The organism is Bacillus siamensis KCTC 13613 (assembly GCF_000262045.1).
Taxonomy (GTDB): Bacteria; Bacillota; Bacilli; order Bacillales; family Bacillaceae; genus Bacillus; species Bacillus siamensis.
In genome coordinates, this window is the sequence record NZ_AJVF01000039.1 from 891,459 (window position 1) to 902,798 (window position 11,340).

14 protein-coding genes are annotated in these 11,340 nt (G+C 43.3%); 7 read left to right on the forward strand and 7 right to left on the reverse strand.

The features are described 5' to 3' along the window. Positions 1-258: 258 nt before the first annotated feature. The 6 genes from degQ to Y79_RS0113255 all read left to right on the forward strand — a co-directional run bounded on the left by degQ (position 259) and on the right by Y79_RS0113255 (position 5,060). Positions 259-399 carry a degradation enzyme regulation protein DegQ gene (gene degQ / locus Y79_RS0113230; RefSeq protein ID WP_013353398.1) on the forward strand — a complete coding sequence of 47 codons (141 nt, stop codon included), beginning with the start codon at positions 259-261 and terminating at the stop codon, positions 397-399. A gap of 151 nt (positions 400-550) precedes the next feature. Beyond that, positions 551-1,462 (forward strand): polyprenyl synthetase family protein, encoded by a 912-nt coding sequence (locus Y79_RS0113235; RefSeq protein ID WP_029575319.1) that lies wholly within the window; start codon positions 551-553, stop codon positions 1,460-1,462. Then, the gene (comX, locus tag Y79_RS0113240; protein WP_007613432.1) at positions 1,462-1,626 is read left to right on the forward strand and encodes a competence pheromone ComX; all 165 of its coding nucleotides are present in this window, start codon (positions 1,462-1,464) and stop codon (positions 1,624-1,626) included. The genes Y79_RS0113235 and comX overlap by 1 nt, the downstream gene beginning before the upstream one ends. Positions 1,627-1,637: 11 nt before the next feature. Further along, on the forward strand, positions 1,638-3,929 hold the full coding sequence (locus Y79_RS0113245) for a histidine kinase (RefSeq protein ID WP_016938116.1): 2,292 nt from the start codon (positions 1,638-1,640) through the stop codon (positions 3,927-3,929). A gap of 81 nt (positions 3,930-4,010) precedes the next feature. After that, entirely contained in the window at positions 4,011-4,655 is a 645-nt protein-coding gene (gene comA, locus Y79_RS0113250) for a two-component system response regulator ComA (protein WP_016938117.1), read from the forward strand. Positions 4,656-4,676: 21 nt separating this feature from the next. Continuing rightward, positions 4,677-5,060 (forward strand): hotdog fold thioesterase, encoded by a 384-nt coding sequence (locus Y79_RS0113255; RefSeq protein ID WP_016938118.1) that lies wholly within the window; start codon positions 4,677-4,679, stop codon positions 5,058-5,060. A 39-nt stretch (positions 5,061-5,099) separates the two neighbouring features. On the opposite strand, the gene mnhG is transcribed toward Y79_RS0113255, so the two are convergent. From mnhG to Y79_RS0113290, 7 genes are read right to left on the reverse strand one after another with little or no spacing between them, the layout of a single operon-like run. Next, positions 5,100-5,474, reverse strand: coding sequence for a monovalent cation/H(+) antiporter subunit G (mnhG, locus tag Y79_RS0113260; protein WP_016938119.1), 375 nt, complete (start codon positions 5,472-5,474; stop codon positions 5,100-5,102). Beyond that, complete coding sequence (locus Y79_RS0113265) at positions 5,458-5,742, reverse strand: Na(+)/H(+) antiporter subunit F1 (protein WP_016938120.1); 285 nt, start codon at positions 5,740-5,742, stop codon at positions 5,458-5,460. The genes mnhG and Y79_RS0113265 overlap by 17 nt, the downstream gene beginning before the upstream one ends. Then, positions 5,742-6,218 carry a Na+/H+ antiporter subunit E gene (locus Y79_RS0113270; protein ID WP_016938121.1) on the reverse strand — a complete coding sequence of 159 codons (477 nt, stop codon included), beginning with the start codon at positions 6,216-6,218 and terminating at the stop codon, positions 5,742-5,744. Before Y79_RS0113270 ends, Y79_RS0113265 begins: the two co-directional genes overlap by 1 nt. Before the next feature lie 5 nt (positions 6,219-6,223). After that, positions 6,224-7,705 carry a Na+/H+ antiporter subunit D gene (locus tag Y79_RS0113275; RefSeq protein ID WP_016938122.1) on the reverse strand — a complete coding sequence of 494 codons (1,482 nt, stop codon included), beginning with the start codon at positions 7,703-7,705 and terminating at the stop codon, positions 6,224-6,226. Then, complete coding sequence (locus Y79_RS0113280; RefSeq protein ID WP_003152063.1) at positions 7,698-8,039, reverse strand: Na(+)/H(+) antiporter subunit C; 342 nt, start codon at positions 8,037-8,039, stop codon at positions 7,698-7,700. Before Y79_RS0113280 ends, Y79_RS0113275 begins: the two co-directional genes overlap by 8 nt. Further along, complete coding sequence (locus Y79_RS0113285) at positions 8,039-8,470, reverse strand: Na(+)/H(+) antiporter subunit B (RefSeq protein ID WP_016938123.1); 432 nt, start codon at positions 8,468-8,470, stop codon at positions 8,039-8,041. Before Y79_RS0113285 ends, Y79_RS0113280 begins: the two co-directional genes overlap by 1 nt. Then, positions 8,467-10,869 (reverse strand): Na+/H+ antiporter subunit A, encoded by a 2,403-nt coding sequence (locus tag Y79_RS0113290; protein ID WP_016938124.1) that lies wholly within the window; start codon positions 10,867-10,869, stop codon positions 8,467-8,469. The genes Y79_RS0113285 and Y79_RS0113290 overlap by 4 nt, the downstream gene beginning before the upstream one ends. Positions 10,870-11,110: 241 nt before the next feature. Between Y79_RS0113290 and Y79_RS0113295 the strand changes: the two genes are divergently transcribed. Then, on the forward strand, positions 11,111-11,329 hold the full coding sequence (locus Y79_RS0113295; RefSeq protein ID WP_016938125.1) for a hypothetical protein: 219 nt from the start codon (positions 11,111-11,113) through the stop codon (positions 11,327-11,329). Positions 11,330-11,340: the final 11 nt, after the last annotated feature.

Below are 11,340 nucleotides of genomic sequence, written 5' to 3' on the forward strand. Positions count from 1 at the left end.
GACTATAGTCCTTGTCAGTTTGTCGGAAAACCGTTAAAAAAACAGCAGAACCACAAAATTGATCTGCTTCATCCTAAACGTCTGCCTTTATCGTAGTTATATAGTCCTGTTCGTTAAATGCTCCATTCGGGACTATGGGATTATCGAGGTTTGCGGTGTCACGCAGATACTTTTACACTATTAGTAACAGATCAAATACCTAGGACTCGTTCACCATACACAATTCATTGATCTTTCAAAAAAAGGAGTGTGGAAACGGTGGAAAAGAAATTAGAAGAAGTAAAGCAATTATTATTCCGACTTGAAAATGATATCAGAGAAACAACCGACTCTTTACGAAACATTAACAAAAGCATTGATCAGCTCGATAAATTCTCATATGCAATGAAAATTTCTTAAAAAGACTTGGAAACAAGTCTTTTTTTTGTGCATTTTTCACCCATTTCATGGATAAAGTATTATACGATTGTTAAAAAAACAAAAACCCGCTGTCTTTCATCACCTGCATTTAGTAAAATAGAATGGGAGGGTGAAGACAATTATTGAGCAAATGTGTTTAGATGCCGAAACGATTAAAGAGAAGATGAAGGAAATTGTGGAGCACAATATATGCAATACTAACCTGAAAATGTACCTTCTGAAATTTATTGCATCAAAAGATTCATTTGGGTTTGCTGAATTGGCATATCAACATTACAAGGCGTTCAATGGCAGAGACACAGAGGCGATTTTAAACTTAGCCGTAGGTTTAGAATTATTAGTCCTGTCATACGACATTTATGATGATTTAGAAGATAATGATAATCTGAAAATGGAATGGATGAAAACAGGTCTCCCCATTACGCTGAATACTGTAACAGCTCTCTATACATTAAGTATACAGGTTATGAATCAGGTTAGTGAAAACCCGTATTTTCTTAAGCAAATTTTAAACTTTGCTTTGAATTCAATTGAGGGCCAGCAAGATGATATTTTGAATGCACCGCAAACTGAAGAAGAGTGCTTGGAAATGATTAAGAATAAATCCGGCTCTTTAACTGCAATGCCTTGCGTTATGGGAGCGATGCTGGCTACAGGAAATTTAAATCCAATCGTTCAATCATATTCGTATGAACTCGGAATAATATCCCAGATTGATAATGATTATCAAGGTTTGTTTTACTTGAATAATGATTTTGTTCAACGAAAAAATACACTTGCTTATTTATATTTAAAAAAGAGATTCAATAAAGCTTCTGAAGAAATCTTACAGTGGTATGAAAACCCAGAGCTATTCAAAACCTTAAAGACTCGAGACATAAAAAAGAAATTAATTGAAGCAGGTGTAACTCAATACTTATTGGTTTTGAAACATTTGTCGTTAAAGAAAATAAAAAGTAAGATATTTGAATTGGAAATAGAAAGAAATAAATCGGAAACTTTATTAAATGCGATTGTTAATTTAGAGGAGGATGAAAGATAATGCAGGAAATTGTAGGATACTTAACCAAAAATCCAGAAGTTTTAAATAAAGTGATTGAAGGCAATGCTAGTCTGATTGGAGTTAGCCAGGATCAAACAGATTGTGTTATAAATGCGTTTAAGGGTATAGATGTTATTTCCTTCGGCGGTGACTGGAAATATTGAGGCTGATATAAATGAAGTCCAAGTACAATAAGATTTCAGTTGTCTTAATTCTGCTTACATTGGTATATGTCATTTATCTGACTTATATAAGCACAAATAATCTCTTAGTCGGCGCCACAATTTCTGAAAATAAACAGGGCGAAATTAAAATAAAAGATGTAGAAGATTTTACAATGGCATATTACGCCGGAGTGCAAAAGGGAGATATAGTAAAGAATATTAATCACCAAAATGTAAAGTCAATTAATATTCAAATGAATAAGCTGAAAAATGTAAACTCTATGGTTGTTGATAGAAACGGTCATGATATTGAGATTAAGCTCAATTTATTTAATGACAGGAACTTCAGTACTTACTTAATACCGATAATTTTTTATGTAGTATGTTTATTTTGCTGTTTCTTCATCATCAAAATAAATGAAGAAAAAAACTTGAAATCTGCTTTGGTACTAATTGTATTTCTTTTGTCTGCTTCAATTGCATATATTAGTGCTGGAGGGTCGGCAAAAGGCGATCTGCTCAGCAGATGTATCATGTTGCTAACATTAATAACTGTACCATTAAATTATCTTCTGTTTCTTTATCATTACTTTAAAGAATTAGGTACAGTGCTTTTCAGCAAAAAAGTTTTTGTTTTGTATTTATTTCCAACTATAAATATATTATTTGAATTATTTCGGTCGCGATTATTTTTTGGTGATTTTATTCCAAAATTTAATTTGATTTCGTTTTTTCTTCTTTTTTTAATTGTAGCATATTATTTTATTGTTATTTTGAGAAGAAACAAAGATACTGATCAGGCACATATTATAAAGGTGCTTGTAGTAATAAATATATTGGCATTTTCGCCTTTTTTATGTCTGTATCTTATACCATATGTATTTTTTAATGATTATTATGTCTCTTCTTTCTTAACAGCATCATTTATGCTGCTAATACCTTTTTCACTTGTATATCAATTCATGTCGAATAAAATATATAACGTTGATTTTATCTTAAGTAAGTTAAAATATTACGGCTTTTTAGCTTTAACTCCAACTATAATTCTGGTTACGACAATAGAGTTATTACGTGAGCCGGAAGAGAATTTTTACAATCTCAAACTGACATTTTTAATATACATTTTAATGTTAGCTGTTTTTTATTATAAAGAAATACTCGATTTCCGGTTTAAATTAAAAAGGGTCTCAGAAAGATTCAATTACCAAGACAGCATTTATAAGTTTACCCAATTAATCAGAAACTCATCTTCTTTAAATCAGGTTTTTGGAGAGTTAAAAACCACCATTCTCGAAGTAACTCTTACGAGTAAAGTGTATATATTTGAAGTCACGTATGACGGAAATGTAAAGGCATTTGACGAAAGAGACTCAAGTTTGATAGATGATTATCAAGTGCTTTTAAATAGTGTTACTGTTGAGATAGGAAAAATAATGGAGTTTAATCAAGGTTTCGTAATGAAAGTAGGAGAACGGGGAGATAGATCATTCGTTGTTCTCTGTTTGTCTAAAATGAATACGCCCCGCTTATCACGTGAAGAAATTTCTTGGTTAAAAACATTATCTTTTTACGTTAATGTTTCAATAGAAAACGTGATGAAAATCGAAGAACTGATGAATCATCTCGAAGATTTAAAGAAACAGGAGACAAACCCGGTCTGGCTCAAAAAGCTGATGTTTACGATCGAGGAAAAGCAACGGTCGGATCTGGCCCGTGATCTGCATGATTCGGTGCTGCAGGATTTGATTTCTTTGAAGCGCCAGTGTGAGCTGTTTCTGGCTGATTTTAAAAGAGAAGAGCCTTGCCAGTTAGAGGTGCAGGACAAGCTTCATCAGATGAATGAGCAGATGTCGGATGTCATTTTGATGACCCGGGAGACGTGCCATGAGCTTCGGCCTCAGCTGCTGTATGATTTGGGTCTGGTCAAGGCGGTATCCAAGCTTGCCGCGCAGCAGCAGGAGCGTGCGCCGTTTCATATCCGTCTGAATACGGGCCGGTTTACGGCGGCGCTGGATTTGGATACGCAGCTGAATTTGTACCGCATCATTCAGGAATTTCTTTCGAATGCCATGAAGCATTCACAGGCCAATGAGGTGCTGATTATGCTGATCAGCATTCAAAATAAAGTGATTCTGCATTATGAAGATGACGGGGTCGGGTGCAATCAGGAAGAAGGCGGCGGACAGTCGATGAGCATGGGGCTTTCGGGTATTAAGGAGCGCGTCCGTGCGCTTGACGGACGGATGAAAATCGACACAAGTGAAGGAAACGGTTTTAAAGCGGATATTGAAATGGAATTGTAACCAATTTATCACCAAAATCGACTTGGCAGAAGCCAAGTCTTTTTAATAAAATGGAAATGAATGAGTAAAAGGGAGGAAACCATGAAAAAGATACTAGTGATTGATGATCATCCGGCTGTCATGGAGGGCACCAAGACGATTCTGGAAACGGACACGAATCTTTCTGTCGATTGCCTCAGTCCCGATGCCAGTGAACAGTTCGTTCTCCGGCATGATTTTTCAGCTTACGATCTCATATTAATGGATTTAAATCTGGGTGATGACCTCAGCGGCATAGAGCTTTCCAAGAAAATCTTAAAAGAGAATCCTCTCTGTAAAATCATTGTCTACACAGGCTATGAAGTTGAAGATTATTTTGAAGAATCCATCCGCGCGGGCCTGCATGGCGCCATCAGCAAAACCGAATCTAAAGAGAAAATCATGCAATACATATATCACGTGCTCAACGGACAGATTTTAGTTGATTTCTCCTATTTCAAACAGCTGATGACTCAGCAAAAAACAAAAACGTCTTCTTCCCCTCAAAGTGAGCAGGATCGGTTAACCCCGAGAGAGCGCCATATTCTCCAAGAGGTCGAAAAAGGTTTGACCAATCAGGAAATCGCCGATGCGCTTCACTTAAGCAAGCGGTCGATTGAATACAGCCTGACATCCATTTTTAATAAGCTGAATGTCGGCTCCCGCACTGAAGCGGTACTGATCGCCAAGTCAGATAATGTACTATAAACCTTGAAAGGAGAATGACCTATGAATCTGAATCATACATTGCTCGGCGCACTCGGCATTGAAATCACTGAAAACACGGCGGAGAGATGCGTCGCTGTTATGCCGGTGGATAAGAGGACGGTGCAGCCTTTCGGATATCTGCACGGAGGCGCGTCCGCAGCGCTGGCGGAGACTGTTGCAAGCATCGGTGCCCAGCATTTTATCGACCAGTCGAAACAGGCCTGTGTCGGGCTTGAGATTAATGCCAATCATTTAAAATCCGTGAAAGAGGGCGGTACGGTCACGGCGATTGCGGAACCCGTTCACACGGGCAGGACAACCATTGTGTACGGGATTAACATTTTCGATGAAAGAGAAAGGCTGATCTGTGTGTCCCGCTGCACGCTGGCTGTTATAACAAAATAAACAAACAGCCGGAACCCTGAATCGTCCGGCTGTTTGTTTTTACAAATATGAATCTTCTTTTCGTTTGATCACAAAGTTTCTGATCCCTTTATAATCATCCTGAACGCTTCGTTTATCAAGCGCCGTTCCCGAGTTATACGCGGCTCTGCATATGAGGTGCGCCCCGACCGGCGCCGTCAGCAGGATAAAAATGATGCCGAGCAGTATTTTTACGGAAATTTCTCCGGTCAGCATCCACAAGTAACCTAACACCCCGAGCAATATCAAATTAACGCCGAGTGTCGAGCCTTTTGAAGAGGCGTGGGCGCGTGTATACATGTCAGGAAGTCTGAGTGTGCCGAAAGACGCGACCAGGCAGATCAGCGATCCCATCAGAATACAAACGGCGACGGCCCATTTAACGATTTCGATCATTTTCGATAATCTCTCCTTTCTCCAAAAACTTAGCGAAGGCAATCGTGCCGATAAATGATAAAATGCCGAGCAGCAGAATGATGTCCAAAAAGGCCGTTGTTCTTAAGAGGATGGATACGAGCGCGGTCATGGCAATCAGATTGATGCCGATCCCATCAAGCGCGACGACCCGGTCCGGTATCGTAGGCCCTTTAATGACTCGAATGACGTACAGAAGCGTCGAAACCGCCATAATGCCGAGTGATAATTGCAGAATAAACGTAAACATCAGCGGCTCACCTCCTGAATGGCTTTCTCAAAAGAGACGCGGATGTCATGAATCGCTTTCTCCGCATCCTCAATGTCCATAGCGTGTATATAGAGAATCGACCGGTCATCGGAGATATCCATCACAAGCGTACCCGGCGTCAGAGTGATTAACAGCGAGAGCAGTGTGATCTCCCAATCCTCCGTCAGTTCCGTCTTAAACGCGAAAATGCCCGGGCGGATGTTCATCTTCGGCGAAATAACGGTTTTCAGCACGCTGACATTGGCCAGATATAATTCTTTTATAAAGATCAGCATCAGTTTGATGACCGACCATATTTTCCAAATGTAAAACGGCCGCGAGAAGAAGCGCCGGAAAAAAAACAGCGCCGCCAAGCCCGCGATAAATCCGGTAACAAATCCCGCCGCGCTGAGGCTGTTTGTAAGAAACATCCAGCAAACAGCGAGAAGAACATTTAATAATAGTTGCAAAGCCATGCCATCTACTCCTTCAAAACAGCTTCAATGTATTTTTCCGGATTCAGCAGATTCTCAGCCGTCTGATTGACATACGGTGAAACCCATTCGGTTCCGAGCCCGAACAGAAGCGACAAAAGGAGAAAAGCGGCTGCCGGATAAAGAAGCCCTTTTGCGGACCGTCCGCCCGCGCCCGGGATTTCTTTTTCTTCTCCCCAAAAAGCCGTCGTAAAAACCTTCAGCACGGAATACAGCACAAGCAGGCTCGACAAGAGAATCAATACGGAAAACAATGTTTCCCCCTGATCAAAACCGCCTTCAGCAATCTTCAGCTTACCCACAAATCCGCTGAACGGCGGGATGCCGGCCAAAGATATGGCGGAGATAAAGAACATCCAGCCCAAAACGGGATAACGGGTGATCAGGCCGCTCATTTTATGCAGGCTCGCCGTGCCGGTCAGCGTGATAAGCGTTCCCGCCAGCATAAACAGCGCTCCTTTTATCAGCATATCGTGAATCAAGTAATAAACCGCTCCTTGAATGGAGGCCGGGGTGTTCATGGCGATGCCGAACAAAATCACGCCGACGGCTGTAATAATATTATAGATGACAATTTTCATGACATCCGAAAAGGCGATAGACCCGATTACGCCGAATAACACCGTCAGCATCGCAAGCCACATCATCAATTGGTGGGTAAAGCCTGCATCGTGAATGAAAATCAAGGTGAATACTCTCAAAATGGCGTACAGGCCGACTTTCGTCAAAAGAGATCCGAATAAGGCCGAAATCGCAGCCGGCGGGGCGTAATAAGAGCCCGGCATCCAGAAATACAGCGGGAATATCCCGCCCTTTAAACCGAAAACGACGAGAAACAGGACGCCGATGACACTTATCAGCCCGGTCTGGCCTGATTCGCTGATTTTTACGCTTAAATCAGCCATATTCAGCGTCCCCGTCACCGCATATAAGTAACCGACACCGATGACAAAAAACGCGGATGACACAATGTTGAACACGATATACTTCAATGATTCTCTTAATTGAATTTTCGTTCCGCCAAGCACAATCAGCATGTAGGACGCGATAAGCAGAAGCTCAAAAAAGACGTACATGTTGAACAGGTCACCCGTCAAAAACGCTCCGCTTACACCCGCCAGAAGAAACTGCACCCCTGAATAATAGAAAGCGCGCTCCCGTTTTTCTCCGATAGAGCGGAAGGAGTACAAAATGACGAGCAGCCCGATGACGGCGGTTGTCAAAACAAGCAGTGCGGCGAGCTGATCAGCGGCGAGCACAATGCCGTACGGTGCTTTCCAGCCGCCGAGTGTCAGCGTCTGAATTCCGTGTGTAAAAACCGTCTGAACGAGAACGGCGCTGATGGCGATGGAGACACAGGAAGCGGCAGTGCTGAATATCCGCATCAGCATCACGTGCCTGTTCATAAAAATCAGCAGCACTGCGCAAAGCAGCGGCACCAGAATAGGCAATATCACAAAGTTATTCATGTTGATCATTTCCCCTCATTCGATCCATATCGTCCGTTTTCAGTTCCTGATAGGCGCGAAACGCCATCACAAGCAGGAAGGACGTGACGCCGAACGAAATAACGATCGCCGTCAGTATGAGTGCCTGCGGCAGCGGATCGACAAACGATGTGCTTTTTCCGCCCAGTATGGGAGGGGCGCCTTTTTTCAGTCCGCCCATGGTCAGAAGCAGCAAATGGACGCCGTGGCTTAAAAGCGCGGTGCCGATAATCACGCGCAGCAGACTTTTAGAAAGCAGCAAGTAGGTTGCCGCCATAAACAAAATACCGGCAATGACAGACATTAAGATTTCCACTATTCTTCCTCTCCAATCGTTTGAATAATGGTCATCGTCACGCCGACAACAACGAGATACACACCTAAATCAAACAAAGTGGCCGTCGCAAGCTCCGTATTCCCGAGCACCGGGAGATGAAAATGGCCGAATGTATGGGTGAGAAAGGGCGCTCCGAAAAAGAACGAACCTGCACCCGTTGCAATCGCGATAAGCAGACCCGCGCCCGCTACATAAATAAAATTGACGGGCAAAATCGACTTGACGGTTTTTAAATCAAAGGCCAAAAGCAAAAGCACAATGGCCGAAGATGTAATCAGCCCGCCGACAAATCCTCCGCCGGGAGCGTTATGCCCCGATAAAAATAAATAGAAAGAGAAAAGCAGAATGATAAAAGATACAAGTTTCGTTGCCGTCTGAAGGATGATGTCGTTTGTTTTTTGCTGTCTCAACGCTCTTCTCCCTCCTCTTTTACTTTCGTTCTGATCATGCCGTAAATGCCGAGTGCGGCAATCGACAGCACCGTGATTTCAAACATGGTGTCAAATCCCCTGAAATCAACGAGGATGACGTTGACAATATTATTGCCTCCCCCAAGCTTATGACTGTAAGCCGTGAAAAAAGAGGCGATACTGTCTTTTGTTTTTTCGCTGGAAGACGCGATTCCGAGCATTGTCACGATGACGCCGACACCGAGAGAAATGATAAAATTCGTCAGCCGGAATGTTCTGGTCTTCTTTTTCCGCCGCATTTTCGGCAGATGATAAAAACAAAGAAGAAACAAGGCGACGGATATCGTCTCAATGACAAGCTGCGTGAGCGCCAGATCGGGCGCTCTGAAAATCACGAAAAACAGCGCGAGCGTATACCCGACAACTCCGAGTGAGATAATGGCCGTCAGCCGCGATTTGGCGAACACAGTCGCAATCGTTGCGCTCACCATAACGAGCGACAGCACGATTTCATACAGACCGATCTCAGCCATTCCTTTCGTTGTCATGGAAAAGCCGCCTTTCATCACGAACGCCGCTCCGATGAGAATGATAAACGCCGCAAAAATATACAGCAGATAATCCCGCAAAAATCCGGTCATATAAGACGACGTCAGCTGGTAAGATCTTTTTTCCATACTGCCCGTCACCGCATTGTAAAGCCGGTTCAGCGTCAGTTTTTTCGGAAACAGACCGTATACCCGCTCCCATTTAGACAGAGACACGTAACCGATCGTGCCGACAATGATAATGCCGACGGTCATCAGCACTTCAGCCGTCACACCGTGCCACTGGGAAATGTGGACATGGAATGTATCTCCGCCGGTTAACAGAGCCGGATAAATGGAATTCATCGCCGGTTCAATCAGGCTGTAGGATAAAACATTCGGTGCGAAAAACAGACTGACGGCGCAAGCGGCAAGAATCACCGGCGAAATCAGCATGCCAAGCGGAGCTTCATGCGGCGTCTTTTCAAGCTGATCCGTTTTGCGCGCGCCACTGAACGTTCTGAAAAACAGCTTCATGCTGTAGATAAACGTGAAGACGCTGCCGATCCACGCCAGAACGGGGAACAGCACGCCCCACGTATCCAGGCTGAAAATATCTGCATGAGCAATCCGCAGCATACTGGTAAAGAACATTTCTTTACTTAAGAAGCCGTTAAAAGGAGGGAGGCCGGCCATGGAAAACGTTCCGATCAATGAAACGGTAAACGTTATCGGCATAAGCGCCATCAGTCCGCCGAGCCTGCGGATATCCCTCGTTCCCGTTTCATGGTCGATAATGCCGACCGCCATAAATAAACTTCCTTTAAAAGTAGCATGGTTAATTAAGTGAAACACAGCCGCGGTCACAGCCGCCGTGAAATACTCCGAATGCTGAAAGTGAAGCGCGGCGGCTCCTGCGCCGAGCATCGATACAATCATACCGAGCTGGCTGACTGTGGAAAAAGCCAGAATCGCTTTTAAATCGGTTTGTTTAATCGCGTTGAAGGAAGCCCATACCATCGTGATCAGACCGACTGAGGCAACCGTCCAAAACCAGACGGGTGAAAACGCAAAAACCGGACTGAATCTGGCAATCAGATAAATGCCCGCTTTCACCATTGTTGCCGAGTGCAGGTAGGCGCTGACAGGAGTCGGGGCTTCCATGGCATCAGGAAGCCAGATGTAAAACGGAAACTGCGCTGATTTCGTAAAGGCCCCCAATAACAGGAGAACCATTGCCGGAATAAAGAACGGATGGCCGGCGATAATATGCACCTGGTTGACCATTTCCCTGATACTGAATGAGTCCGTTATCAGATACAGCAGGATAAAGCCGCCGAGCATGCACAGTCCGCCGCCGACGGTAATCAGCAGTGATTTTTCCGCCCCGTAGCGTGATTTCTCCCGCTTATGCCAATACCCGATTAATAAGAAGGATGACAGGCTTGTCAGCTCCCAGAACATATAAAGCACAATGACGTTATCGACGAGCACAACGCCGAGCATCGCGCCCATAAACATCAGCAGGTACACGTAAAAGGGGCCGAGCTTTTCTTTGTCCTTCGATAAGTAAAAAATACTGTAAAGTGTCACCAGAGAGCCGATGCCCGTAATCAATAAAGCGAATAACAGCCCGAGTCCGTCAATATAAACGGTATAGTTAATGCCGAGGGAAGGAATCCATTCGGCCGCATACCGGACGGTTTCTCCCGCCATTGTCAGCGGGAGCTTGCTGATAAAGTAAACAAACAGCACAACGGGCAATATCAGCACAAACCAGCCTGTATGGACTTGTTTTACCCGTTTATAAAGAAAGGGAACGATAAATGCAAATAAAAAAGGCGCCAAAATCGCGAAATGTAACAGCTGCAACAGAAGACCTCCTTTGCTTGTTTTTCATCAAGCAACTGCTTTATGTAAGAGTGAAAAAATCAATTCACGGTCATAGGACCCAGTACAAATTATATCGCACTTTTTTTTACCCTGCTACGGCATAATGTATTCCTCTCTATGTTTTTGTGGTCTTTTGAACCTAAAATAAATTTATCAAATATCCGGATCTTTGTATATACATTTAGCTTTCAGATCAAGCTTTACAAAAGGAGCTGGTCAGATGAAAAGAAAGGCGGCAGCCTGTATTGGAATATTTTGTTCCATTATTTCAGGAACATTCATAGCGGACGATTTCTGCAAAGGGAGGCAGGAGACGGAGGCAGATGAATGGGAGTATTTTTTTCTCGGCACAGAATACGCGCACGACAAGCTGAGTGCGGCTGAATCAATGAAAAAGCCGTTTCAGCCGCGTGAATATATTAGAATCGTTTATAGATGAAAAGAGTTCCG

Coding starts and splice junctions, on each gene's coding strand:
- Y79_RS0113235 (WP_029575319.1), top strand. CDS start 551: ATGTGTTTAGATGCCGAAACGATTAAAGAGAAGATGAAGGAAATTGTG.
- comX (WP_007613432.1), top strand. CDS start 1,462: ATGCAGGAAATTGTAGGATACTTAACCAAAAATCCAGAAGTTTTAAAT.
- Y79_RS0113245 (WP_016938116.1), top strand. CDS start 1,638: ATGAAGTCCAAGTACAATAAGATTTCAGTTGTCTTAATTCTGCTTACA.
- comA (WP_016938117.1), top strand. CDS start 4,011: ATGAAAAAGATACTAGTGATTGATGATCATCCGGCTGTCATGGAGGGC.
- Y79_RS0113255 (WP_016938118.1), top strand. CDS start 4,677: ATGAATCTGAATCATACATTGCTCGGCGCACTCGGCATTGAAATCACT.
- mnhG (WP_016938119.1), bottom strand. CDS start 5,474: ATGATCGAAATCGTTAAATGGGCCGTCGCCGTTTGTATTCTGATGGGA.
- Y79_RS0113265 (WP_016938120.1), bottom strand. CDS start 5,742: ATGTTTACGTTTATTCTGCAATTATCACTCGGCATTATGGCGGTTTCG.
- Y79_RS0113270 (WP_016938121.1), bottom strand. CDS start 6,218: ATGGCTTTGCAACTATTATTAAATGTTCTTCTCGCTGTTTGCTGGATG.
- Y79_RS0113275 (WP_016938122.1), bottom strand. CDS start 7,705: ATGAATAACTTTGTGATATTGCCTATTCTGGTGCCGCTGCTTTGCGCA.
- Y79_RS0113295 (WP_016938125.1), top strand. CDS start 11,111: ATGAAAAGAAAGGCGGCAGCCTGTATTGGAATATTTTGTTCCATTATT.